The organism is Rathayibacter sp. CAU 1779 (assembly GCF_054551755.1).
Genome location: NZ_JBTOLK010000003.1, coordinates 336,357 through 360,407, shown reverse-complemented (window position 1 = coordinate 360,407; position 24,051 = coordinate 336,357). Strand labels below are relative to the sequence as shown.

Below are 24,051 nucleotides of genomic sequence, written 5' to 3'. Positions count from 1 at the left end.
CTATGCGTTCGTGTGAGCGTCGCTCGGCGATTCGATGCGGGCGCCCTCGAGCGTTGTACGCCAGGTCTCGAGGGATGTGATCTGCGGGAGCGCGGCGCGATACTCATGTGCCAGGCGGTCCCACTCCCTCCGGTACCGCAGGTTGAGCCTGATCGACTCGCGCAGCAGCTTGCGGAACTTGCGCGGGTCGCGCACATGCCACGTGGCGCCGGAGCCCTCCGCACGACTGATCAGCACACTGTCCCAATCGGGGACCTCGAACCAGCGGGCATCCTGATAGGCGAGATGACCGTGGGGCTTGCTCACATCCGTCGTCACCTTGCGACTGTGTCGTGCGACCTGACGGAGCATCCACACGGCGAAGGCGACGCCGCGGGGACCGGGATCCGACTTGCCGGTCGTCACCGACATGATCTCCCGAGCGGAGAAGTGAGGGATGTCGGCCGTTTCCTTGATGATGGTCGCTTCTTTGAAGCGTCTTCCCAGCTCACGGACGCGAGGCAGTCGGTCCAGCATGTCGCGGTGAAGTCCGCCGGGACCTTCGTAGACGTTCCGGATCGCTTCCATGCGCATCGCGACCGTGTAGTAGTCCATGGTGAGAAGATTCTTCACATCGCCGGCGAGGTTCGCTCGCCACAGCTTGCCGCCGCGTTTTTCCGGTGAATGCAGAAGGGCGGCGACCAGGCGGTTGCGGGCGTGGAAGAACGCCTGCCAGTCGTGCGAGTCATCCTTGTCGACCCACGAGACGTGCCAGACGGCAGCTCCGGGGAGCGTGACGGTGGGTACCCCGTGTTCGCGCGCGCGAAGAGAGAACTCCGCGTCGTCCCACTTGATGAAGACCGGCAAGGAGAGGCCGATCTCCTTGATCACGGAGACGGGGAGCAGTGACATCCACCAGCCGTTGTAGTCGACGTCGTATCGACGATGCAGCCATGGTGTCTGGCGGAGGTTCGACTGCCCGAAATCGTGGCGATCGGGCGTGAACGGCCCCCACATGAACGGCTTCCAGCGGATACCCTCCGCGTATGCATGGAGGCGGGCCTTGTCGTACATGTCGAACATGTGCCCACCGACGATCGCCGGACGGGTGCTGAAGTTGGCGAACATCACCGCACGGCGAATGCTCTCCGGTTCGATCTCCACGTCGTCGTCGAGGAGGATGACGTAGTCGGATTCGCCGCGTTCGACGACCTCGAGCATGCCGCGCGAGAAGCCACCGGATCCGCCGATGTTTGCCTGCCGAAGTACCGTGAGCTTGCCGTCGAGATTCTCCCGCGCCTCAGGGAAGCCCGGGTCGTCCGTGAGCAGTTGCGATCCCTGGTCGACCACGAGCACGCGGTCGAGAAGGGCGGAGGCCTCCTTGTCCTTGCCGATCTCGCTCAGCAGCCGGGAACAGTATTCGCCTCGGTTGAGGGTGGTGATCGAAACTGTGGCGGTGCCGTGCGTGACGGCGACGGTGTTCTCAGGGGCGAGCCAATCCGCCTGGACGAGTTCGAGGGCGTCCTCGCTTGCCACCAAGTCGAACCACAGCCATCCGCCGTCGAGGAAGGACGTGAGTGGGATATCGAACGTCGAGGTCGTCGCACGGCCTCCCACCTCGACGCCGTCGACGCGCTGGACGACGCCGCGGGCGTTGGAACGGAAGACCACGATGCGCCCCGTGCCCTTGGTCTGCACACGAAGCGTGACCGCAGTCAAGTTGGTCCATGCAACCCAGTAACTGGCGGGGAAAGCGTTGAAATAGGTTGCGAGGGAAACGCTGCGGAAGGACGGCACGCGAACCCCCCTCCGCCCGCGAAGCCAGCCGAGACCGGAACGATTGGTCAGCCGCAAAGGCTCACGGTCATGCCCCTCGTTGAAGACGCCTCGGATCTTGGCCATGAAGTCGGCGTCCGATTCACGGTTGCTCGACCACGTCCAGGTTTCCGGATCCAGGAAAAGGGGGAGCGCCTGAGGATCGCCGTGCTCGGGGAAGATGACTCTCTGCAGGATGGTTTCGGTGGATTCGTCGCTCATCTGCTCTTCCGTTCGTTTCGCGTCAATCCTCGTTCGCCCGCATCAGTGCGACGGCCTCATGAGACGGGCCGTCGAAGACCATCCGACCGCGTCTGAGGAGGATTCCACGCTCGCAGAGGTCGGCGACCATGTCCAAATCGTGACTCACGACGACGAGCGTCTTGCCGTTGGCGTGCAATTCCCTCACTTTGGCGAGGCACTTGCGCTGAAAGGGCTCGTCGCCGACGGAGAGGATCTCGTCGACGAGAAGAACGTCGACCTCGGTGTGGATGGCAACTGAGAAGGCCAGGCGCAGGAACATGCCAGAGGAGTAGTGCTTCACCTCGGTGTCGATGAAGTCGCCGATCTCGGAGAATTCCACGATCTCGTCGAATCGTTCTTCGATCTCCTTGCGGGACATGCCGAGGATGGCGGCGTTCAGGAAGACGTTCTCGCGACCGGAGAGATCCGGATGGAATCCGGCACCCACTTCGATCAGGCCGGCAACGCGTCCCCGTGTCAGCACACGTCCCGAGTCGGGCTGGAAGACGCCCGAGATGAGCTTGAGGAGCGTGGACTTGCCGGATCCGTTGAATCCGAGGAGCGCGACCGATTCGCCCTCTCCGATGGTGAAAGAGACTTCGTCCAGAGCATTGAACATCGTCGAGATCTGACGACGCCGCAGTGCCGCGATGAACGTCTCCTTGAGGGAATGCGTGTGGCGGAGTTTGAAGGTCTTGCGCACGTCGTCGATGACGACGCGAGTGTCCCTTGGAGGCTCAGAGATCTTGGGCAAAGCGATTCTCCAGGCGACGGAACACCAGCTGCCCGATGAGCAGCGTGGCGATGGATATGACGAGGGCGATGACCGCGAACAACGGAAGATCAGGTGGCATCGTCGAACCTCCGCGCGTCGTGGGATACCAGAAAGACGTATGGAACAACTCGACCGCGGCGGTCAGCGGATTGATCTGGTAGACGAACATCAGCGGGGGTGGCAGGACCTTCGCCACCATCTGCCACTGGTACAGAACCGGGGATGCCCAGGTGGCGACGAGCACGATCAGTTCCACGAAATTCTGGGCGTCGCGGAACAGCACGTTGACGGAGCCGAACAACATGCCGAGGCCGGTCGCGAAGAGCACGATGATGACCATGCCGACGATGAAGGCGAACGCCTGCACCCCGTCCGGATGCCACCCGACAATCAGACTCACGCCGAACAGAACGATCACCTGGGGAAGGAAGTTCACGAAGGCGACCAGTGTGGATGCGACCGGAAACATCTCGCGGGGCAGGTAGATCTTCTTGATGAGCGGCGCATTGTCGACAAGTGATTTGGTGCCGTTGCTGAACGCCTCGCTGAATAGGTTCACGACGACGAGGCCGCTGAACATGTAGATCGGGTAATTTTCTATGCTCTGGTTCTGCTGGAGGAAGATTCCGAGAGCGAGGAAGAAGACGGCGAACTGCGTGAGCGGCTTGACGTAGGACCACAGCCACCCAAGTACCGATCCGCGGTACCGGACCTGGACTTCTTTGCGCACGAGCAGCGACAGCAGATACCGCTTGCGGAAGACGTCGAGGAGACCTGCTCCGTGTCCGGGGCGCACGAAATCCTCGCGGGTCCCACTCGCCATGGTTCGAGACATGGGACTCAGGCCGCCGTACGGGAGAGGAGCGGCTGGAGCTTGTTCGAGTACATCGACAGGGCCGACCCGATCGCCATGTGCATGTCGAGGTACTTGTACGTGCCGAGACGCCCACCGAAAAAGACGTTCGGCTCGCCGTCCTGAAGATCGCGGTAGCTGAGCAGGCTCTGCCGGTCGTCCGCGGTGTTTACGGGGTAGTAGGGCTCGTCGTCGTGGTTCGCGAAACGCGAGAACTCGCGCATGATCACGGTCTTGTCGTCCGGGTACTCACGCTCGGGGTGGAAGTGCCGGAACTCGTGGATGCGCGTGTACGGCACCGCGGCATCCGCGTAGTTCATCACCGGGGTGCCCTGGAAGTCGCCGATCGGCAAGACCTCCTGCTCGAAGTCGAGCGTGCGCCAGGACAGCGTGCCGCCGCTGTAGTCGAAGTACCGGTCGACCGGACCGGTGTAGACGACGGGGATCTGCCCGACGACGGCCTGCTTGTTGATGGGCTGCGACTCGTCGAAGAAGTCCGTGTTCAGCCGGACCTCGATGTTCGGGTGGTCGGCCATCCGCTCGATCCACGCCGTGTATCCGTCGACGGGGAGACCCTCGAACGTGTCGTTGAAATACCGGTTGTCGTAGGTGTAACGCACAGGCAGCCGGCTGATGATCTCCGCAGGCAGCTGGTCCGCCGGTGTCTGCCACTGCTTGGCGGTGTAGTCGCGGATGAACGCTTCGAACAGGGGGCGTCCGATGAGCGCGATGCCCTTCTGCTCGAGGTTCTCGGCATTGTGCGTGTCGAACTCGGATGCCTGCTCGGCGACGAGCGCGCGTGCATCGGCGGGCGCGTACGCGGAACGGAAGAACTGGTTGATGGTGCCGAGGTTGATGGGGAGCGGGTAGACCTCGCCGCGGTAATTCGTGTACACGCGATGCACATACGACGTGAACTTCGTGAAGCGGTTGACGTACTCCCAGACGGGCACGTTCGACGTGTGGAACAGGTGCGCGCCGTACTGGTGCACCTCGATCCCGGTCTCCGGCTCGGAAGCGCTGTAGGCGTTTCCACCGATGTGCGAGCGACGGTCGATGACCAGCACCTTGAGCCCGAGGTCGTCGGCCACACGCTCTGCGACGGTGAGCCCGAAGAAACCGGAGCCGACGACGATGAGATCTGGGTTCACGTATGCCTGTCTTTCAGGTGAGCGGGGTCGACGATGTGACAGCACCTTGACCAGCCATCAAGTGTACGGGACGGCGACTGGGAGTCCGGCACAGCCCCCGAGAATGCGAGGCGCGACGCTCGGGCGTTGTCTGAGCGTTGTCGGGTAGTGCCGATGCTAGGGTTTCCGGCGTGCATCGCCCCCCGACGTCCTGCGTGTCCTCGACTCGTGGTGGACAAAGTTCTCACGACGCGGACTTCCGATGAGCTGGTGGGTGCTCGTCCCGCCTATCGCCGCGGGGATAGCCCTGGTGATGATCCCCGGTCTGGTCATCGCCTATGCGGCGACCGCGCGGGGCATCACGGCGTGGGGGCTCGCACCGGGACTCTCGATGACCGTGTACACGGTGCTCGCTCTCATATACGGCGTGCCGCACCTGACGTGGAATCTCGGCACGGTCACCCTGGGCGTGGTCGTCGTAGTAGCCGTTGTCGCACTCGTGACCCGATGGCTGACGCGCCGATTCGGGGTCGCTCCTCTTGCCAGGGACCCCCGGACGGTCGGCTGGGTTGCTTCGGGTGCAACGGTCATCGCGTTCCTCGCTGTCGCGATCCGTTTCGCGTACGTGTTCGCCGCGCCGGATGGCATCTCGCAGACGTTCGACAACAACTTCCACCTCAACGGAATGCGATACATCATCGACACCGGCGAGGCGAGTCCACTTACGTTCTCGGACCTGCAGTACGCATTCCACGGTTTCGGGTCGTTCTATCCGAATCTCTGGCACGCCGTCGCGGCGCTCATCGCTGAACTGAGCGGTGCGTCGGTACCCGTCACGGCGAATGCGTTCAGCATCGTGATCGGTGGTGTCATCTGGCCGCTCTCATGTGTGTTCCTTATCCGGCAGGTCATGGGCCCACGTCCGCTTGCACTGCTGGCTGGCGGCGTCATGTCCATCGGTCTGGCTGCCTTCCCGCTCACGCTCGTCTCGTGGGGCGTGCTCTATCCCAACCTCCTCGGTCTCGCTCTCGTTCCGGCCGGACTCGGGACGCTGGTGCTTGCGAATAAGCTCGCCGCCGATGCCGTGCTCGGCCCCGTGCTGGGCTGGATCGCCTTCGTGGCACTGTTGCCCGGAATCGCGCTGGCGCATCCGAACGCACTGGTGTCGCTGCTCGTCGTCGGAATGCCGCCGATTGCCATCGGCTGGTGGAGATGGCTGCGGTGGACTCTGCGGGAAACGGGTCGGCGGCGGCTGATCGTCTGCATCGCATCCGGAGTCGTCGGAGCCGCCGTACTGCTCATCGTCTTCTGGCTGGTACGGCCGCCTTCGGCCGCGGCGACCTGGGGGCCTATTGAAGGACGCAAGGCCGCTCTCTACATGGGTCTCCTCAATGCCGAGTACGGTGACATACCGGCATTCGTCGTCACCGCCCTGGCCATCGTCGGCGTGGTCGCCACTTTCGTCAAGCGACGCAACCGGTGGCTGGTCATTTCAGCCGCAGCCGTCGAGCTGCTCTTCTACCTGACGGCGACGCTTCCGCTCGGCCACCTCAGGCTCATCTTCACAGGCACCTGGTACAGCGACATCTACCGAATCATTGCGCTATTCCCGCTCGTCTTGGCGCCACTCGCCACGGTCGGGGTCATCTGGCTGGGGGAGCTTGCGGCGCAGTTGCTGCGCAAGTCGGCCCGGTTCAAAGACCGGGCGTCGGCTCCTCGGCTTGTGGCTATCGTGACAGTCGTGCTCGTCGTGGTGCTCGGCGGGGCGGCCCAGCTGGAACGGTCGATGGTGGCAGCCACGGGATGGGCGAAACACAACTACGCGCTGACCGCCAAAGCGCGCCTACTGTCCACCGACGAGCGAGCGCTCATCGAGCGTCTCCCCGGTGAAGTGCCAGCCGATGCCGTGATCGCCGGGGATCCATGGACCGGAACGGCGTTGACGTGGGCTCTGGCGGATCGCAGGGTGATCGCCCCGCACATCTACGGTGCCAGAAGCGACGCGGAGAACCTGATCCTGCAGTCCCTGCGAAGCGCGAAACCCGACTCTGCCGTCTGTCGGGCGGTCCATGCGGAAGGTGTGACGTACGCGTTGGACTTCGGTACGAAGGGCGTGTTCGGTCACACCGATCAGTACCCTGGCGTACACCATCTGAGTACCTCGGCGGCGGTCGCACTCGTTGACCACGTAGGCGACGCCGCGCTCTATCGAATCACCGGCTGCAACTGACTGGCGTCCAGGGCAATCCACGATCGCTGCAGCGCCGAGGTCAGCGCCCGACGCTCGCGGCGTGGTGGCCCTGGTCGCCGACGATCAACTTGCGGTACGCCCGGCGACGAAGCGGTTCCGGAACCAGCCGGTAGCCGCCGCGCACCACGATGTTGCGGATGAACTGCGTTCGTGTGGTGAAACCGCTCCTACGGAATGCGCGCTGCAACATCCATTCGCTGCGCAGCAGACGGATTCCGCCGCGGCGGTTGTAGGCACCCGATGAGATCCGGTACCGTACCAAGGCTTCGGGAGAGTTGGTCGCGCGTACCCCCGAGGCGATCATCCTGGCGAAGAGCCAGTAGTCCTCCATCATTCCCAGTGGCTGATATCCGCCTGCGCGCTTCACAGCAGACTTCGTGTAGACGACGGTCGGGTGGTTGAAGGGGTCGTGGAACCGTGCGTAGCGCACGATGTCGTCCGGCTCCACCGGCGGGGTTCGCCGTACACCGAGGCTCACCTCGCCGCCCGATTCGGAGAACTCGTGCAATCCGCTGCCCACCAGCTCATAGCCCTGAGCGACGAGTCCCAACTGCACCTCGAAGCGGCGCGGCTCCGAGACGTCGTCCGCGTCCATTCGCGCGACGACTTCGAAGGCGCAGGCCTCCAAGCCTGCAGTGAGTGCTTCAGCGAGCCCGCGGTTCTCCGGGAGGATGACGATCTTCAGGGGAACCGGCGTCGACCGATCCAATTCGGCTATCGCTGACACCAGCGACGCCGAGACCGGTCCGTCCTGAACCAGCACGACCTCGGATGGCCTCACGGATTGATCGGTGACGGAACTACGGAAAGCTCGAAGGAGGAAGCCGGCCGAGTCCCCATTGTAGACAGGCAGGAGCAGCGAGAATCCGGGGAGAGCCGTCATCGTGCGGTCTCCTCGAACTCCTGGATCGGAGAGACATCGACGCCGAGCGTCTCCAGGAACGCACTGTTGCGTCGGGGGGACCGGCGGATCCCGTCACTCCAGCCCGCGCGGAACGTGCGTGCGATCGTGGACCGATCGGCTGATCGGCGATACGTCCTTAGCCACCGTCGCGCCGTGGCGCCCACATACAGCGGATACTCGAACCAGGCGAGAGCGGGGGAGCGGCGGAAGAGCCAGAGCTTGTTGCGGACCTCGTAGTAGAACCGTTCTCCAGGATCGGCATCCGTGTCTGCTCGAGCCTTGGTCTTGTGCAGCACGACGCTCGCAGGCACGAAGAGTCCGCGTCGCGAACGAAGAACGCGAGACGTGAACTCGAAGTCGTCGTTCCAGATGAAGTACTCGGCAACGGGAAGTCCCGCAGCTCGCACGGCTTCAGCCTCGACGAGCATTGAGACGAAGGACGCCGACCGAATCGGCACCGATTCCACGGCGTCGGCATCACGCTGTTCCTGCCGGGAAACGAGGGGCTTGCGACGCGGTGTGTTCATCGGATGGTCGAGTCCATCGGTCCACACGACGCGCGACGCGAGGATGGCGGGTGTCTCACGCGCCGCCGATCGCGCGTCGAGCATCGACTCCAACGCTGTCGACGTTGGGATCGTGTCGTCATCCATAACCCAGATGAGGTCAGCATGGTGAGCGCTGATGGCGTGTTCGATGGCGACGGTGAAGCCGCCGGCGCCTCCGGTATTGATGGGGAGCCGTTGCACGTCCACGTCGGGGAAGGCAGCTTCGAGGGCCTCTGCTGAGCCATCGGTCGACGCATTGTCGACGACAACGACCCCGTCGAGCGGTCGAGATTGCGCGTGAAGTGCTTCGACGCATTCGAGCAGCAAATCGCGTCTGTTGTAGGCGACGACCACCGCTACTACGCGCACACCGGAACCCTTCGCTCGTGTTGGACGTCTCGGCGCGACCGCTCATGTCAGCCGTCGTCGCGTCCGTGGGGACCGAGCGAGTTTACCGGTCGAGGCTGTGCGACTGGGCGCAGACCGAACGTGCGACGGAGCGGAAGCCGATCGGAGCGATGAGCCTCAGGTCTCGTCGCGCTCCACGGTCAGGCGATCGGTTCCGTTGAGCTGCCGTTCCAGTTCGCGGATGCGCAACTCCTGAAGGGCGGCCTGCTCCGCGAGTGTGCGGGTCTTCGCCTCCACTGTCGTCAATTCGGCCGCGTGCTGCAGACATACCAGGAACAGGATGGCGATGCTCACGAAGAAGATGAGGTTGGTAGGAAGCTGCACTCCTACGAGTTGCGCAGCCCACTCGAGTGTGCGTGGGAACACGCCGGCGATAAGAGCCAGCACGCCTGCGACAAGCCACCACAGCGCGTGTCGCTCTCGCAGTCGCCTGCGCCGGAGCATTTCGACGACGATGACGAGCACGAGCAGCGCCGAAACGACGCCGAGCACATAACTGGCGGTGGTCATGATTCGTCTCCAGGAATAGGAGTCGCGGGGCGAAGCAGTCCGACGAGGAGCGCGAGGGCGGCCCTCGCCAGATAGACAGCGGACTTGATCGGATTGTGAGACGGCTTCCCGCCTGCGCGCTCGCGCATCTCAGCGGGGATCTGCTTGATCCTCAATCCCGCCTTCGACGCGATGACGAGTGCTTCGATCGTGTCGCCCAGATACTCGGCGGGATAGTTGGAGGAGAAGAGTGCAACGGCTCGCGGCCCCATCGCCTTGAAACCGGAGGTCGTGTCGACGAGCTTGGTCCCGGCGATGCGGCTGATGACCACGGACAGCAGGGACATGGCCCAGCGCCGGGGACCGTGAACGTCATACGATCCTTTGCCTGCGAAACGGGCGCCGATCACGATGTCCGCGTCGTCGAGTGCCGCGACGAGTTCAGGTACCGCCGCCGGATCGTGTTGGCCGTCGGAATCCACCTGCACCACATTGGCGTAGCCGTTCTCTACAGCGAATCGGAAGCCGAGCCGCATCGCGCCGCCGACGCCGAGGTTGTATGGCAGCTGCGCAACACGCGCGCCGGCTCGTGCCGCAGCGCGGGCCGTTTCATCCTGCGAACCGTCATCGATCACGAGGCAGGAGATGCCCCGCAGTTTGGCGAAGACCTCCGCGACGACCGTCCCCACATTCGACTCTTCGTTGAGAGCGGGCATGACGATCAGCGTTCGCTCCAGCGGGGTTGGCATTCCAGGATTCTATCGATCGAGAGTGGGACGACCATGTGCGCCACGGGCGCCGACGTCGACGGTGGACTTGCTGCGCGACAATCGAGTCATGAGTTCTGCGCCTGAGCGACGCGTGTTCGCCGTGATGTCCGTCTTCCACCCGGACGAGACGGTCCTCGAGAACGTGGCACGCACGGTACGGCAGGTCGATGCCGTCATCGTCGTCGACGACGGGAGCGGGCCCGAATATCGAGAGACCCTGGATGCCGTCGAGGGCGCGGGAGCGACAGTCGTAGCGTTGGAGGAGAACAGCGGAATCGCCGCAGCCCTGAATGCCGGCATCCGCGCCTCCTCTCTCGCTGAGCAGGACCTGCTGATCACACTCGATCAGGACAGTCGCTTGCCGGACGCATTCGTCGACCAGCTGAAGGCGACGCTCGATCGCGCCGTGGCCGCCGGCCTTCCCGCGGGCATCGTTGCACCTGCGACGTTCGCGGGTGTGGATCAGACGGGCAGGGATCTCGGTTCCGGATTCGTCGAGGCGTTGCGGCCCATCCAATCCGGAATGCTCGTCACCGCTTCGGCGCTGAAGACAATTGGACTCTTCGACGAGGAACTCTTCATCGACCTCGTGGACGTGGAGTACTACCTCAGGGCTCTCAAGCATGGACTGGCATCCGTCGCAGCGGTCGGCGTCGATCTTCCGCACGAGCTCGGCCAGATCCAGTCCATGCGCATGTTGGGCCGGACCGTGAGCACCACGCTCAGCACGCCGTTCCGGTACTACTACCGCGCCCGCAATCGCGTGGTCATCACGCGTCGTTACCTTGATCTCGACCCGGCGCTGCTGCGAAACGAACGGAACCGGGACCTCGCGCATTTCGGAGTGGCTATGGCGTTCGCCCGTCCGCGGGGCGCCTTCGTCCGTGTGCTGTGGGTCGGATGGCGCGACGGGCGGGGCGGTCGACTTGGCCGCATCAGCCAGTCGACGATGTCCCGTGTCAGAGCGGTGCGCTGGCGCGGGGAGCGCGTAGCGCGGTCATGACGGGTCGCGGTCGGCGGTGCCCTCGGGCGCAGGCGGCAGCGCAATCCTCCGACCCCGGACGAACCATCCTGCCACCCAGCCTCCGACGTATTCGATGACGCTTCGACGGGCCACCAAGCCACGACGCTCGGCGTCTCGGACAAACCTCAGCGTCGGGCCGAGACGTCGCTTCCTGCCGTAGAGGGCGAGAATCCGCGATAGCCCGTCTGTACCGCCGATGCGCTGTGCGAGCGTCTCGACCAAGAGCTGTCGCCACCCGACGGAGACCTTGAACACTGCGCGCGCTATGGCGCGTGGTCCGTGCGATCCTTCATACCGATCTGCGATTCTGCGCACAGTGGCCCATGATGCCGAAGGCACGATCGGGGCGTCGTCTGCGAGCATTTCACCCACGACGTTGGCATCGTGCTGGACGTAGTCCTGAACCACGTCGTCCACGACGACGGTCCCGGCCTGGACCGAGGCGCAGAGGGCGATCCAGTGGTCGTGTACTTCCGAAGGCGTCGACATCCGTGGGAAGGGAAGGGCGAGTTCGAGCACGTCACGGCGGAAGATGCACAGACTTCCGGTGAACTGGTTCGTGAGGACGAACGACTCGGGAGATACGTCGAGTCGCCGAGTATCATCGGTGAGGATTCTGCCTGATGGATACTCCACCACTCGCGCCTGACCGGACACCAGCGAGTGGGTCTCGAGGTGAGGCAGCAGGCTGGAGAGCTTCTCCGGGTACCAGAAGTCGTCCTGATCGGCGAGTGCGATCCAGGAGGAATCCGTGCTCGCGGCCGCCACCGCACGTTCGAAGTTCCCGTAGAATCCCTGACGCTCGGCGTACCCGATCACGCGGAACCGACCGTCGTCTCCGACGAATTCGCGGACGAGCGCGGCGAGTTCCTCTGGTTCGCCGTCTGCCGAGATCACACACTCGAAGTCGCGATGGCTCTGGTCGCGTATCGATCGCAATTGGCGTCCGAAGAGTTCGGCGTTCGGGCGATATGCGGCCATGGCCACTGTTCCGAATGCGCCGCCGATGGCTGGACGGTCGTCGTGCATGTGTGATGCTCCTGGCTGAGGTCTGTCGTCGAGTGCGCTTTTCCACCCGTAGACTCTGGAGGTCCATTTTCCGAGAGAAGGCCTGTGCCCGGTCGCGCGCTCATCAGTATCTCAAAGCGGATCGTCGGATTTGCGGCGCCCGTTGCCGCCAGCAGTGTGTTGGGCATCATCACCATCCCCCTACTGGTGGCATATCTCGGTGCGACCGAATGGGGCTCTCTGACCGTTGTGCAGGCGACGAGTCAGCTGGTCGGAATTCTCGTGGCATTCGGATGGGGCGCCACCGGCCCGTCCATCGTCGCTTCGACTGCCGCGGCCTTGCGACCGCAGCTCTACCTCGAGTCGTTGGTCGCTCGCGGTTACCTGTTCGTCGTCGGACTGGCGACCGGCAGCGTCATCCTCGCCTTTCTGACGAGGGGAGACATCGGTGTCGCCGTTCTCGGTTCGTTCGCATACCTGCTGCCCTTCCTCGGAGCCAACTGGTATTTCGTGGGCGAAGCTCGGCCGTGGCGGTTGTTCTTGTTCGACTCCGTGCCGACTCTTGCAGGCACGCTGGCGGGGCTCGCAGCGGCGGCCCTGACGCGGAGTCTGATCGCGTACCTCGCCTTGCAGGCCCTGGGAAGTCTCATCGCTGTGTTTCTGGATGCTGTCATCGTCTTACGCGGGTCTGGGGCCGTTCTGGAGGGTCGCGCGGCTCCGCGCGCGGTGGCGTCCAGCCTCGCGGGTCAGAGACATGCTGTGACGAGCGCACTCACTTCCGGTCTCTACGTGAACCTTCCGCTCCTGTCGATTCAGGTCTTCTTGCCGTCGTTCGTTCCGACCTACGCGCTCGCGGACCGGTTCTTCCGCTATGCGAACGTTGCGTTCTCGCCCATCCAGCAGTTCCTCCAGGGATGGGTTCCAGAGCGAGGTGAACGTGCGTCGTATCGCAGGATGAACATCGCCGTCCTCGGCGGTGCGTGCTTCGGTGTGGTGGGCGGGTTGTTGATCGCGACTCTGACGCAGCCCGTCGCTGGGCTGTTGTCGGGCGGCGAGATCGTCGTTCCGTTCTCCTTGAGCGTTCCCCTCGGATTCGCCTTTCTTTTCGTGGCGACATCAGCTGTGATCGGTTACGCGTGTCTCGTGCCGATCGGTCGGGCACGCTCGCTGGCAGGGTCGACGGTGGTCGGGGCCCTTGTCGGCGCACCACTCATCGTGGTCTTCGCGGCGCTGCATCAGCCCGTTCTGGTCGCGTGGTCCGTTGCCCTGTCCGAAGCTGTTGTGGCGACGTACCAGTTCGCGGTGCTCCGCGCCGAGATCGGGCGCAGAGAGCGTGCCGCGGAGGTCGAGGGTGATGAGCGTGTCTGAACCTGAAAGGACGTCACTGAGCGTCTGCATGGCGACCTACAACGGTGCGCGCTTCGTCACCGAACAGCTCGCGTCGATTCTGGCGCAGCTGCCGGCAGACGGCGAGGTCATTGTGGTCGACGATGCGTCGAACGACGACACTGTCGACGTCATCCGTGCGCTCGCCGATCCTCGGCTGAGGATTCTGGAGCACGAGGCCAACCGTGGCTATGTCGCAACCTTCGAGGACGCGATCGCTGACGCGTCGGGAGAGGTCATCCTGTTAAGCGATCAGGACGACATCTGGTCGGACGATCACGTTGCCGTGCTTCATGCGGCACTGGAGAACTCCGATGTCGTGGCATCCAACCTGAAGTTGCTGCCCGACGGACGCTCGCTTCCCTCACCCTTCGGCGGAAAGAACTGGCGGCTGCCACGACAGGAGCGGCAGCATCCGGTCCGCAACACGTTGGGCGTCCTTGCCGGAGCGATGCCCTACTTCGGATGTGCGATGGGTTTCCGCGCCGACGCGAGGTCACTTGTCCTGCCGTTCCCCGAATTCCTTTCCGAATCCCACGACCTGTGGATCGCGTTGTGCGGAAATCTCGCACGGTCGATGGCGCATGCCGATGAAGCGACCGTTCTCAGGCGGCTCCACGACGCGAACGCGTCGCCATCGAGGCCGCGCGATGTCCGCACGGTCCTCCGAGCGCGGTGGATGCTCGTCCGCGCGATTCGAGAGATCCGGCGACGGCAGCGCAGAGCACTCGCCGCCGATCGCCGCTAACTGCCGAAGGCGTGGCCAACGAGTGCACGGATTCCCGCGGCGTCCCAGTGCGCGATGGCGGCAGGGAGCCGCGTGAGCGCGTTGAGTCTCGAGGTCCAGTGGAACCGCGCCGCCCTGGTGGCACGCTTCCAACCGAGCGAGCGAAGACGGTTCCTGGTTTCGGAGAACAGCGCGGCCTCCTCGTGGAACCGGGTGCCATCCGTCGCCTTCCACGACGACACGCTTCCACCGTGCCGGCGGTAACGGAAGGTCACGGTGGGGTCGAGAACGAGCGTTCCGCCGTCGAGAAGGATCTGTAACTGCAGCGCCAGGTCGAGCACCACTTCGTAGTCCGCCCGGAATCCGCGAGTGACCAGCTCGGCACGGCGCCAGCAGATGGACGGGAAGTAGGTCCAGTTGCCGTTAAGCAAGCTACGGGTCAGTCCTTCACCTCCCATGACCGTGGCTTGCGTCACAGTCGGACGCAGCCATCCCTTCAGACGATCCGACAGCGGGACGGCCGCGGCACCGTGCTCGTCGATGACCTGGACGCCCGGCTGGATATATGACGCGGTCGGATGCTCGTCGACGAGCACGACCATACGTTCCACATAGTCGGGAGCGAGCAGGTCGTCGCATCCCATGATGACAAGGTGATCGGCGGTCGACAGGTCGAGCGCACGTTGGAAGTTGCCTGCGACTCCGAGATTCTGTCCATTGCGAAGGTAGCGGATTCGGTCGTCGCCGAGGCTGGCGACCCATTCGCCCGGTGCCGGATCTGGATAGGCATCATCGATGACGGTGAGCCGCCAGTCAGGCGATGTCTGCGCGAGGACACTGGCGACTGCGTCGCGCAGCAGGTCAGGGTCGCCGTAGAACGGCATCATGATGTCAATTGCCAACGGTGATCCTCCGACCCACCAATCTAGCGGTGCACGTATGGCAGGCCGTTGGATGGTGGCCACCGGCCGCTCCCGGATCAAGGCGTCGGTCGAGCGGGGACTGCCATCGATATCTTCTGACTGTCGCACAGCGCACTCAAAGCCGGCACATGAACGACATCGACACTTTCCCGGCAGGCTGACTTAGGCCTGTTCGTGTGATCCGGACGGTTTGTGCACGTACAACATTCGACTGCACACTTGTAACTGAGCTGTTCTACAGGAGTCGACGTTGCCCTTCCCCCCGATCCATGGTCGCCAGCAAACCCGAGCGGCGGCCGGGGGAGTGGAGCGAGCCTCCAAGCGCTCTCTCTCGTTCATCTCCGGAATCGACCTCGATCACGAAAGCGTCGACGTCCGCTTCGACGGTCATCGTGTGTGGTCAACCGATGTGACCAGCGGCAGGGCGGCGGTGGTTCGTCTCGAGTGGCCGCTCAATCTGCGGCCGGCGTTGATCGGCCATACAGAGCTTACGGTCACGCGCGCCACGACCGGCGAGATTGTGGCCGCCGGCACCGTGACCTTCGACGACTCCGACACGCGCACGTCTGTCGTCGACTCACGCGGCCGCTGGCTCGCGGTGAACAAGTGGGGAAACCTTGGAGTGCCGCTCGAATCGCAAAAGAAGGGTGCACGGAAGCGTCTCCTGCGTCGCGCTCATCGCGTCATGGCGGACCTCGAGTCCCTCGGCTTCCACCCGTTCCTCTCTAGCGGATCCCTCCTGGGCGCGATCCGAAACGGATCTTTTCTGCCACACGACGACGACATCGATCTAGGGAATGTGACAGACACCCAGCATCCTGCGGCGCTCATCCTCGAGAGTGAGCGACTGGAACGCGCTCTGGTGTCGCGGGGATATACGGTGGTGCGTCATTCCCATGCCCACCTGCAGCTCGTGTTCCTGCACAAGTCGGGCGACCTCGATCACTACATCGACGTGTTCACCGCCTACTTCGACCCGGACGGCGCCTTCAACCAGCCCTTCTCGATCCGGGGCGAGCTCGCCAGAGAGGACCTCGAGCCCTATTCGGTCATCGAGCTCGAGGGCAACACCTACGCAGCACCCGCGGTGCCCCAGAAATGGCTGGAGTTGAATTATGGGCCCGGATGGCGGGTCCCCGATCCCGGATTCCAGTTCGAAATTCCCGAAGACACCCGTCGACGGTTCGATTCCTGGTTCGGCACCTTCAACCTGCACCGCGACTACTGGGAAGCTCACCATGCGGATGCCGTGATCGGTTGGGCCCCGGACCTTCCATTCGTGCTCAAGGCGCTGTCCGACGCACCGAGCAGCTGCGCCGTGGCGGATATCGGGGCCGGCGTGTCAGGGACGGCGACGGCGCTGAGAAACCGAGGCTGGGAGGCGATCGCAGCCGACTTCAGCCTCCCCGCGTTGTACGCACAACGACACCCGTCTGGCAAGAAGAAGTCGTCTGGCGGCACGGTCTTCCTCAACCTCAACGACCGGCACAGCACCCTCGAATTCGCTCTCGACCGCATCGTGCAGGGGACTCCGACCAATCTCGTCCTCGAGCATGTGCTCGAGGGCCTCGGCGGCGACGGGAAGGCGAATGCCTTCTTGCTGATGCGTTGGCTGCTGCATGGCGGGACCGTCGCCGCGGTCACGTTCGACACCGATCTGCCCGTCGATCACACGTTCGACGACCCGACGTCCTGGCACCTCCCGCTCGATGACTTCAGGCAGTTGGCGGCGGCGGAAGGGCTGGTGGCGGAGGTCGTGTCGACGAGGGGTCGAACGGACGAACGCGGACGAGCGCGGACAACGGCGTACGCGATCGTACGTGAGAGCGAAGGAGTGAAATCGTGAAGAGTTTCCTGCGGACGATGTTCCGCCGTGTGGCACCGGGGGCGGCTGCGTCTCTGTCGGATCTGGCGCAGGTCCGCTCCCGCTACGGCAGTATTCAGGCGGCGCTGGAGTCCGTCGATGCCGACGGCATTCAGCGGCTGACAGAGGAGAACCGTCGACTCCGTGAGGAGATCGACGAGCTTAGGCGTGAGGGACGCTACGTCGCCGAACTGTACGACCTGGTCATCGAGCGCGTGCGTGTCGACTCGGAGTGACCCCGCTCACCCCGCCCGCGCCGGCAGCGCCTGCCGCCACGACATCCCCTGCGACGCCTTGACAGTGCAGATGACCAGCAGCATCCATCCGCTCTCGATGAGGATCGTGCTCTCGGCCATCGCCGTGCAGATGAGGGCGATGAGGATGAGCGGGGGCCACGCGTAGATGACGCTGCGCTTGTTGGATCCGAGGAGCCAGGAGCGTCCCATGGCGAGGCCGAGGAGCAGCAGGAAGAGCAGGAAGCCGACGAGGCCGGTCTGCAGCCAGACGTCCAGGAAGGCGTTGAGTCCGTTGGCGTGCGGTGCGCCCGTCAGGGCGTTGATGAGGGAGTAGGGCGGGAGGGATCCGCGCCAGAAGCCGATCCAGCCCCAGCCGAGCAGCGGGTTGACGGGGATGAGGTGCCAGATCTGGATCCAGACGTCGTAGCGCACCGTGATGACGGATCGGCCGTGCAGCGCGTCGATGACAGCCGCACGGAAGATGAAGGCGAGCACGGCGAGCACGACCAGCAGGGCGCCGAGCGCGACCTGGACTGTGAACTTCCAGCGTTCGTTGCGGATGTGCCGCACGCCGAAGAGCGCGCCGGTCGCCAGCAACAGGATCACGACGACGAGCGCGATGACCGGTGAACTGGAGAAGACCAGGGCCAGGGCGGCGAGCACGACCGAGAAGACCGCCAGCCCGGTGGTGATCGACTTCGTGCGCCATTCGATGATGAAGGTGACCATGGCGATGAGCGCCACGAGACCCAGCTGGTTGCGGCTGCCGAAGAGACCGGAGATCGGTCCGCCGTGCGCCAGGTTGCCCGCGATTCCGAGGAAGCGGATGGGCGCGTCGATGAGAAGGCCGCTCAGCACTTCCAGCGCGAGTGATGCGGTGAGCAGCACCCTGAGCACGTCGCCGATGACCCGCACGATCTGGATGGCATCCCGCACGAGGGCGAGGTAGATGGCGAGGAACGTGAAGACCCACTGGTACAGCACGGCGGCGAGCGTCGCCCACTGGTAGTTGCTCCAGACGAGGGAGACGGCGCACCACCCAACGAACACCAGCAAGGACACCGGCAGCAGGCCCTGCCACTCGATCACGTTCCAGTGCGCGATGAAGGATCCGACGGCGAGCACGACCAGCGTCGCGAACACGGCGATCACGCCCGGCCAGCCGATGACGTCACGGATGGCCGTGGTGAGGAAGGCGGATCCCACGATGCACAGCGACAGCGCGCGCGAGAACTTCGCGGATTCGAACAGCGCCCGGCTGAGCGCGAACCACCGGGGCTGGCGGGACGACGTCGCCGTCACCGGTCGGCGGGCCGACGGCGGCGTCGCGCGGGACGCGACGTGCGTGCGTCAGCGGTCGTGGCGGGCATGCTTCATCGTATCGTCGCGGAAGCTGCCGGCTCGGCGGGCGCGGCCGGTGGCGGCGTCGAGGATCGTGCTACCGCGGGCCGCGCTGCTACGGACGCTCCAGCTTCGTCTTCACGCTGAAGGCGACGAGGAGGGCGAAGCCGGCCTCGATGAGCATCCGGCTCTCGGCGAACGACTGCGCGATCATCGCGGCCAGCATCAGGAGCGGGAGCAGTGTGATCGCCGTGTAGGGGACATCCGCTCGCACAACGCCGTTCGCGTCGAACGGCGCACGGTCGACGGCCATGAACCAGGCGCGGCCGAAGGTGGAGAGCACGAGCAGGATGAAGACGATCAGGCCGAGGATGCCGAGCTGCAGCCAGACGTCCAGGTAGGCGTTGTGTGCCTGCAGGTATTCGACCTTGTTCCTGATTGCGAGCCCCTTGAACGGCTCGACCCATGGCGCCCAATAGCTGATCCAGCCCCAGCCGAACAGGGGCCGCTGCTGAGCGAGGTGGATGACCTTGTCCCAGATGTCGGTGCGTCCGGTGAGGTCGGCGCTCTTGCCGAGCAGCTTGGTGATGGTGCCCCAGAACAGCGCGACGGATGCCACGCCGACCACCAGCAGGGCGGCCGCCGTCACGTAGATGGGCACCCGCCTGCTCTGCGCCACCCGCCTCGCCCACAGGGCGAACAGGAGCACGACCACGGCGACCGCCAGGGCGGCGATGACAGTGGAGGAGCGGGTCAGCAGGAACGTGACTCCCGCCAGCACGAGCCACACGATCCCGGCGGTGCGATTGACGGTGGCGTCGGCCAGTTGGATGCCGAACACGATGAGCGCGAACAGCGTGATCATGCCGAGGATGTCGCTGTTGCCGACGATCCCCTGGATCTTGCCGCCATGGAAGAGGAGGTCGCGGCTCCAGTAGAAGGCATCGGGAAGCTTGCCGGACGGGTACTGATACGTGGTGAAGAACGGCAGGATGTGGTGCCGGATGAACACCGACACGACGAGCTCGAAGACGAGCGAGAGGCCGATGATCCAGCGGAAGGCGGCGCCGAGGGCGCGCAGGATCTGCTGCCAGGTCAAGCACAGGGCGAAGAACGCCCCGGCGATTGCCGTCGCCAGCTGGGCAACGCCGGCGATCGCGGACTCCGCACGATACGCCGACCACGCGATCGAGACGATGCAGAGCAGCAGGAACAGCAGGAGTGTCTTGGGCCACTTGCGGATCGGGACCCGCGGACGTGCGCGCACCAGGAACACGATGCAGACGACGAGGCAGAGGAACACCACGACGCCCCAGCCGATCCAGCCGATGCTGTTGCGCCAGAAGTCGCCCACGAACAGCGTGAAGAACGTGAACCCGGCGAACGCCAGCATCCATCCCTGGCCGGACGGGACGGTGAGCGGTGCCGTCGCCGGCCGGGTCTCGGGTGTCATGCGTTCACTGTAATCGTGCCCTGAGCGTGCTCTGCACACGGGTTGACCACCCTGAGCAGACCCTACCGGAGCGCCGCGCGTATGGCGGCCGGCTGCCGCCGGGCCTACCCTGGCCCCATGTTCCGTGTGCGAACCAGCAACGTGGCATCCCGAAGCGCATCCATCGGAGCGGCAGGACCGTTCACGCTCGTGGTCGATCGCTCGCAAGAGTCCGGCGGCGACGGACTCGGCTTCAACGGCGGACAGCTCCTGTACCTGGCGATCGCCGGCTGCGTCTCGAACGATCTCTTCCGGGAGGCGGATGCCGCGGGCATCCACCTGAGACAGGTCGCGGTCACCGTCGACGGCGACTTCAGCGGTTCACCGGCCGTCTCGGATCCGGTGACGTACGACGTGGAGTTGGCGGGTGACGCGGACGAGGAGACGCTCAAGGCGCTCGTCGTACGCGTCGACGCGATCGCGGAGGTGCCCAACTCGTTGCGCGGCGGGACGGCCGTCGCGCTGCGCGACGTCACGGTGCTCGCGGGCTGAGCTTCATCGCTGGTTGAGCTTGTCGAAACCAGGGACCTACCGGTTTCGACGAGCGGTGGTTTCGACTGGCTGAACCGGCGGTCGTGCGGTTTTGACAAGCTCAACCGGCGGAGCATCGCGTTTCGACGAGCAGCATTCACGGTGGGCCCAGCGGCCCGCGCTCGACGACCGGCGGCCCCTGGCGTTGGTACCCTGCGACTATCCAGAAGAAAGGGCGGTGCCGATGTTCGTCCGCATCGACAACGTTCCCCGCGACTATGCGTGGGGCTCCTTGCACGGCATCGCGGATCTGCTCGGTCGTCCCGCCTCGGGCCGTCCGGAGGCCGAGCTGTGGCTGGGTGCCCACCCCGGATCCCCGAGTTTCCTCGTGCACCCCACGACGGATGCCGGCACCCTTGCCGACCTCGTCGCCGAGGATCCGGCCGGCGCGCTGGGCGTTGATTGGCGCACCGAGGAGTCGTACGACGGCCATCCGCGCCTCGGGTTCCTCCTCAAGGTGCTCTCCGCGGACAGCCCGCTCTCCCTCCAGGCGCATCCGTCGCCCGAGCAGGCGCGTGCGGGATTCGACCGCGAGAACCGGCTCGGCATCCCTCTGGACTCGCCGGAGCGCAACTACAAGGATCCGTTCCACAAGCCGGAGCTGATCTACGCCGTCACGCCCTTCGACGCCCTGTGCGGATTCCGCGACGTCGCGACCTCTATCGCCGTGTTCGACCGACTGATCGCCACCGGCCGCAGCGAGAGGATGCCGCACGACGAGCTCGACGTGCTGCGTGGCATCCTGCTGGCGGGGGAGGACGACGAGTCGGCGCTGCGTGCGGCCGTCGGGCTCCTCCTCGGCGGCGGAGAGGCAGCTGAGGAAATCGTGGCGCAGGCCACCGCGATAGCGCGCTCCCCGAAGGGCGACGACCTGCCGGAACTGGGCGTCGTACGACTGCTCGCGGATGCCTACCCCGGCGACCCGGGCGTCGTGCTCGCGCTGCTGCTGCACCGCGTCGCGCTCGCACCGGGCGAGGCGCTCTACCTGCCGGCCGGCAACATCCACGCGTACCTGAAGGGGACCGGGATCGAGCTCATGGCGGCCTCGGACAACGTGCTGCGCGGCGGTCTCACACCGAAGCACATCGACGTGCCCGAACTGCTGCGTGTGCTGGATTTCGAGCCCGTGCCGGCTCCGCTCCTCTCGCCGTCGCGCGTCGGCGCCCTCGAACTCTTCGAGCCGGACGTTCCCGACTTCCGATTGGCGCACATCACGGCGGATTCGACACTGACCTTGAACGGCCCGGCCATCGTTCTGGCCACCGCCGGTGCCGCGACCGTCTCGGGGGCCTCGGGCACCGAGGGCGTGACGCGCGGCGAGGCCGTCTATGTGTCGCCCGACGAGGGATCGCTCGCCTTCGCACTCCAGCCGGACGCGACGCTCTTCGTCGCCACAGAGAACCGCTGACCACGCCCGCTTGACGCGTTCAAACCAGCGGACGGCGGTCGGGCGGAAACCCACAGCCCGGTAGTTTGGATGCCATGGCTTGGTTGGTGACCGGCGGTGCCGGCTACATCGGTTCTCATGTTGTGCGCGCGTTCTCGGAGGCGGGCATCGACACCGTCGTCATCGACGACATCTCGAGCGGACACGAGCGGTTCGTACCGGCGGGCGTGCCGTTCGTGCGCGGCACGATCCTCGACGGCGAGCTTCTCGGACGCGTCTTCGCCCAGAACCGGATCACGGGCGTCATGCACATCGCGGGCTTCAAGTACGCGGGCGTCTCTGTGCAGCGCCCCCTGCACACGTACGAGCAGAACGTGACGGGAACCGCCACGCTTCTCGCCGCCATGGAGGAGGCTGACGTGAACACGATCGTGTTCTCCTCCAGCGCCGCCGTCTTCGGCACACCCGACGTCGACCTGGTCACGGAGCAGACCCCCAAGGCGCCGGAGTCGCCGTACGGAGAGTCCAAGCTCATCGGCGAGTGGCTGCTGCGCGACCAGGGGGTTGCCCGCGGCATCAAGCACACGAGCCTGCGCTACTTCAACGTTGTCGGATCCGGATACCCCGATCTCTACGACACGAGTCCGCACAACCTGTTCCCGCTCGTCTTCGACGCGCTGCTGGCCGGCCGCACGCCGCGCATCAACGGGGACGATTATCCGACCCCGGACGGCACGTGCGTGCGCGACTACCTGCACGTCTCCGATCTCGCCCACTCGCACGTGGCAGCGGCTCAGCGGCTCGAGGCCGGCGACGCCCTCGAGCCCGCTTACAACCTGGGCAGCGGCGACGGCGTCTCCGTCGGCCAGATCATGTCGGCGGTGGCGGATGTCACAGGCATCGCCTTCACACCGGAGATCGCACCGCGCAGAGCCGGCGACCCGGCGCGCATCGTCGCATCCGGCGAGCTCGCCGCCAGGGACCTCGACTGGAAGATGCGCCATTCGCTGCAGGACATGGTGAGCAGCGCCTGGTCCGCCCGACAGGCGGCGGCCACCGCGCAGTGAGACTGTGCGATCCGCATGGTGGTGCGGATCGTGGTGTCGGCATCCCGGGCGTGTCGAAATTGTTGTCGGATCTCGGCGCGTCGTGAACCTTCGATTGACGCTCGAACCTTTACGATTCGCGACTTGACGCGATCGAACTACACCGGTGTAATTAGTGAAACGCCCCGCGCGGAAAGAAAGTGCACGGCGCGCGTGGCAACACAGGTGGGGAGATCGATATGGCGAATAGCGAATATCGACCGGGGGTACCCGAAAACTGGTTCGTCGATCCCGTTCGGCTGGGGGTGCCGGGGGTTCCGTCGCGCGAGGAGGATGAAGAGAATCCGCTCGCGTGGCAGTCGGATGCGCTGTGTGCGCAGACCGACCCCGAAGCATTCTTTCCCGAGAAGGGCGGATCGACTCGGGATGCCAAGAAGATCTGCACGTCGTGCGAGGTGCGCAGTCAGTGCCTCGAGTACGCCCTGCAGAACGACGAGCGGTTCGGCATCTGGGGTGGACTCTCGGAGCGGGAACGTCGCAAGCTGCGCAAACGCGCCGGCTGAGCTGAACGGCTGAGCCGGACGGCCCAGTTACGCCGTTCCGCAGGCCGGGTTCGGCCGACGCCGTACGCAGACGACGGTCTCTGCGGCCGCCGCGCGATCGATGACGACATTCGCGCGACGACTGATAGGGGCTGCGTCTCGGGTCGCGGCCGTCGCCGTCCCGGGTGAGATCGTCGCGGATGCTGTAGTCACGGGACCGAGAGGATGTCGCGACGATCCGCGACCGACCCGGATGCCTCGTCGAGGGTCGGATGCGCTCGGGCAGCACCCAAGGCTTCGTCGCCTGGTCCGCGGGTCACGTCCAGAGCGGGGAAAGCAGATCCACAGCCCGACGTGATCCAGCAGGGCAAATCCCGGC

General features: G+C 65.0%; 22 protein-coding genes and 1 pseudogene. 10 read left to right on the top strand and 13 right to left on the bottom strand.

Going from position 1 to position 24,051, the window contains the following annotated elements; translation table 11 throughout:
• The 4 genes from ACX9R5_RS15805 to glf are packed head-to-tail and all read right to left on the bottom strand — an operon-like array spanning position 1 to position 4,816.
• The gene (locus ACX9R5_RS15805; RefSeq protein ID WP_459409998.1) at positions 1–2,016 is read right to left on the bottom strand and encodes a glycosyltransferase; all 2,016 of its coding nucleotides are present in this window, start codon (positions 2,014–2,016) and stop codon (positions 1–3) included.
• A gap of 22 nt (positions 2,017–2,038) precedes the next feature.
• Positions 2,039–2,791, bottom strand: a complete 753-nt coding sequence (locus tag ACX9R5_RS15800; RefSeq protein WP_459409997.1) for an ABC transporter ATP-binding protein — start codon at positions 2,789–2,791, stop codon at positions 2,039–2,041.
• Positions 2,775–3,635: an ABC transporter permease gene (locus ACX9R5_RS15795; protein ID WP_459409996.1), complete on the bottom strand. Its 861-nt coding sequence runs from the start codon at positions 3,633–3,635 to the stop codon at positions 2,775–2,777. The genes ACX9R5_RS15800 and ACX9R5_RS15795 overlap by 17 nt, the downstream gene beginning before the upstream one ends.
• A gap of 17 nt (positions 3,636–3,652) precedes the next feature.
• On the bottom strand, positions 3,653–4,816 hold the full coding sequence (gene glf, locus ACX9R5_RS15790; RefSeq protein ID WP_459409995.1) for a UDP-galactopyranose mutase: 1,164 nt from the start codon (positions 4,814–4,816) through the stop codon (positions 3,653–3,655).
• A 241-nt stretch (positions 4,817–5,057) separates the two neighbouring features.
• Between glf and ACX9R5_RS15785 the strand changes: the two genes are divergently transcribed.
• Positions 5,058–7,025, top strand: a complete 1,968-nt coding sequence (locus ACX9R5_RS15785) for a DUF6541 family protein (protein WP_459409994.1) — start codon at positions 5,058–5,060, stop codon at positions 7,023–7,025.
• Between the two features lie 40 nt (positions 7,026–7,065).
• Here the strand turns inward: ACX9R5_RS15785 and ACX9R5_RS15780 are convergent, their stop codons facing one another.
• From ACX9R5_RS15780 to ACX9R5_RS15765, 4 genes are all read right to left on the bottom strand, one after another.
• Positions 7,066–7,929, bottom strand: a complete 864-nt coding sequence (locus tag ACX9R5_RS15780; RefSeq protein ID WP_459409993.1) for a glycosyltransferase — start codon at positions 7,927–7,929, stop codon at positions 7,066–7,068.
• Entirely contained in the window at positions 7,926–8,867 is a 942-nt protein-coding gene (locus ACX9R5_RS15775; RefSeq protein ID WP_459409992.1) for a glycosyltransferase family 2 protein, read from the bottom strand. The genes ACX9R5_RS15780 and ACX9R5_RS15775 overlap by 4 nt, the downstream gene beginning before the upstream one ends.
• A 156-nt stretch (positions 8,868–9,023) precedes the next feature.
• On the bottom strand, positions 9,024–9,416 hold the full coding sequence (locus ACX9R5_RS15770; RefSeq protein ID WP_459409991.1) for a DUF2304 family protein: 393 nt from the start codon (positions 9,414–9,416) through the stop codon (positions 9,024–9,026).
• A complete protein-coding gene (locus tag ACX9R5_RS15765; protein WP_459409990.1) occupies positions 9,413–10,144 on the bottom strand; it encodes a glycosyltransferase family 2 protein in 732 nt (243 codons plus the stop codon). Before ACX9R5_RS15765 ends, ACX9R5_RS15770 begins: the two co-directional genes overlap by 4 nt.
• Positions 10,145–10,232: 88 nt before the next feature.
• Here ACX9R5_RS15765 and ACX9R5_RS15760 point away from each other — a divergent pair, with 88 nt between their 5' ends.
• Positions 10,233–11,168, top strand: a complete 936-nt coding sequence (locus tag ACX9R5_RS15760) for a glycosyltransferase (protein WP_459409989.1) — start codon at positions 10,233–10,235, stop codon at positions 11,166–11,168.
• Here the strand turns inward: ACX9R5_RS15760 and ACX9R5_RS15755 are convergent.
• Entirely contained in the window at positions 11,163–11,825 is a 663-nt protein-coding gene (locus tag ACX9R5_RS15755) for a glycosyltransferase family protein (RefSeq protein WP_459410112.1), read from the bottom strand. The genes ACX9R5_RS15760 and ACX9R5_RS15755 overlap by 6 nt on opposite strands.
• Positions 11,826–11,852: 27 nt before the next feature.
• Positions 11,853–12,170, bottom strand: a pseudogene (locus tag ACX9R5_RS15750) (glycosyltransferase); the annotation flags it as partial.
• A gap of 234 nt (positions 12,171–12,404) precedes the next feature.
• Here ACX9R5_RS15750 and ACX9R5_RS15745 point away from each other — a divergent pair.
• Positions 12,405–13,565 (top strand): polysaccharide biosynthesis protein, encoded by a 1,161-nt coding sequence (locus ACX9R5_RS15745; protein WP_459409988.1) that lies wholly within the window; start codon positions 12,405–12,407, stop codon positions 13,563–13,565.
• A complete protein-coding gene (locus ACX9R5_RS15740; RefSeq protein ID WP_459409987.1) occupies positions 13,558–14,331 on the top strand; it encodes a glycosyltransferase in 774 nt (257 codons plus the stop codon). Before ACX9R5_RS15745 ends, ACX9R5_RS15740 begins: the two co-directional genes overlap by 8 nt.
• Here the strand turns inward: ACX9R5_RS15740 and ACX9R5_RS15735 are convergent.
• On the bottom strand, positions 14,328–15,212 hold the full coding sequence (locus ACX9R5_RS15735) for a glycosyltransferase family 2 protein (protein WP_459409986.1): 885 nt from the start codon (positions 15,210–15,212) through the stop codon (positions 14,328–14,330). The genes ACX9R5_RS15740 and ACX9R5_RS15735 overlap by 4 nt on opposite strands.
• 706 nt (positions 15,213–15,918) lie before the next feature.
• Between ACX9R5_RS15735 and ACX9R5_RS15730 the strand changes: the two genes are divergently transcribed.
• Together ACX9R5_RS15730 and ACX9R5_RS15725 are read left to right on the top strand one after the other, a co-directional pair.
• A complete protein-coding gene (locus ACX9R5_RS15730; RefSeq protein ID WP_459409985.1) occupies positions 15,919–17,079 on the top strand; it encodes a LicD family protein in 1,161 nt (386 codons plus the stop codon).
• A complete protein-coding gene (locus ACX9R5_RS15725; RefSeq protein ID WP_459409984.1) occupies positions 17,076–17,333 on the top strand; it encodes a hypothetical protein in 258 nt (85 codons plus the stop codon). Before ACX9R5_RS15730 ends, ACX9R5_RS15725 begins: the two co-directional genes overlap by 4 nt.
• Before the next feature lie 6 nt (positions 17,334–17,339).
• On the opposite strand, the gene ACX9R5_RS15720 is transcribed toward ACX9R5_RS15725, so the two are convergent.
• Together ACX9R5_RS15720 and ACX9R5_RS15715 are read right to left on the bottom strand one after the other, a co-directional pair.
• Positions 17,340–18,635, bottom strand: coding sequence for an O-antigen ligase family protein (locus tag ACX9R5_RS15720; protein WP_459409983.1), 1,296 nt, complete (start codon positions 18,633–18,635; stop codon positions 17,340–17,342).
• A gap of 154 nt (positions 18,636–18,789) precedes the next feature.
• Positions 18,790–20,127 carry an O-antigen ligase family protein gene (locus tag ACX9R5_RS15715; protein WP_459409982.1) on the bottom strand — a complete coding sequence of 446 codons (1,338 nt, stop codon included), beginning with the start codon at positions 20,125–20,127 and terminating at the stop codon, positions 18,790–18,792.
• A 117-nt stretch (positions 20,128–20,244) separates the two neighbouring features.
• Between ACX9R5_RS15715 and ACX9R5_RS15710 the strand changes: the two genes are divergently transcribed.
• From ACX9R5_RS15710 to ACX9R5_RS15695, 4 genes are all read left to right on the top strand, one after another.
• Positions 20,245–20,658, top strand: a complete 414-nt coding sequence (locus tag ACX9R5_RS15710) for an OsmC family protein (RefSeq protein ID WP_459409981.1) — start codon at positions 20,245–20,247, stop codon at positions 20,656–20,658.
• Between the two features lie 223 nt (positions 20,659–20,881).
• Entirely contained in the window at positions 20,882–22,105 is a 1,224-nt protein-coding gene (manA, locus tag ACX9R5_RS15705) for a mannose-6-phosphate isomerase, class I (RefSeq protein WP_459410107.1), read from the top strand.
• Between the two features lie 74 nt (positions 22,106–22,179).
• Positions 22,180–23,151, top strand: a complete 972-nt coding sequence (gene galE, locus ACX9R5_RS15700) for a UDP-glucose 4-epimerase GalE (RefSeq protein ID WP_459409980.1) — start codon at positions 22,180–22,182, stop codon at positions 23,149–23,151.
• Positions 23,152–23,369: 218 nt separating this feature from the next.
• Positions 23,370–23,693 (top strand): WhiB family transcriptional regulator, encoded by a 324-nt coding sequence (locus ACX9R5_RS15695; protein WP_459409979.1) that lies wholly within the window; start codon positions 23,370–23,372, stop codon positions 23,691–23,693.
• Positions 23,694–24,051 lie beyond the last annotated feature (358 nt).

Excerpts from the sequence above, each read along its gene's own strand:
- ACX9R5_RS15785 (WP_459409994.1), top strand. The coding sequence starts at position 5,058 with ATGAGCTGGTGGGTGCTCGTCCCGCCTATCGCCGCGGGGATAGCCCTG.
- ACX9R5_RS15760 (WP_459409989.1), top strand. The coding sequence starts at position 10,233 with ATGAGTTCTGCGCCTGAGCGACGCGTGTTCGCCGTGATGTCCGTCTTC.
- ACX9R5_RS15795 (WP_459409996.1), bottom strand. The coding sequence starts at position 3,635 with ATGGCGAGTGGGACCCGCGAGGATTTCGTGCGCCCCGGACACGGAGCA.
- ACX9R5_RS15715 (WP_459409982.1), bottom strand. The coding sequence starts at position 20,127 with ATGACACCCGAGACCCGGCCGGCGACGGCACCGCTCACCGTCCCGTCC.
- ACX9R5_RS15780 (WP_459409993.1), bottom strand. The coding sequence starts at position 7,929 with ATGACGGCTCTCCCCGGATTCTCGCTGCTCCTGCCTGTCTACAATGGG.
- ACX9R5_RS15770 (WP_459409991.1), bottom strand. The coding sequence starts at position 9,416 with ATGACCACCGCCAGTTATGTGCTCGGCGTCGTTTCGGCGCTGCTCGTG.
- ACX9R5_RS15695 (WP_459409979.1), top strand. The coding sequence starts at position 23,370 with ATGGCGAATAGCGAATATCGACCGGGGGTACCCGAAAACTGGTTCGTC.
- ACX9R5_RS15710 (WP_459409981.1), top strand. The coding sequence starts at position 20,245 with ATGTTCCGTGTGCGAACCAGCAACGTGGCATCCCGAAGCGCATCCATC.
- ACX9R5_RS15805 (WP_459409998.1), bottom strand. The coding sequence starts at position 2,016 with ATGAGCGACGAATCCACCGAAACCATCCTGCAGAGAGTCATCTTCCCC.
- galE (WP_459409980.1), top strand. The coding sequence starts at position 22,180 with ATGGCTTGGTTGGTGACCGGCGGTGCCGGCTACATCGGTTCTCATGTT.
- manA (WP_459410107.1), top strand. The coding sequence starts at position 20,882 with ATGTTCGTCCGCATCGACAACGTTCCCCGCGACTATGCGTGGGGCTCC.
- ACX9R5_RS15730 (WP_459409985.1), top strand. The coding sequence starts at position 15,919 with ATGGCGGACCTCGAGTCCCTCGGCTTCCACCCGTTCCTCTCTAGCGGA.
- ACX9R5_RS15765 (WP_459409990.1), bottom strand. The coding sequence starts at position 10,144 with ATGCCAACCCCGCTGGAGCGAACGCTGATCGTCATGCCCGCTCTCAAC.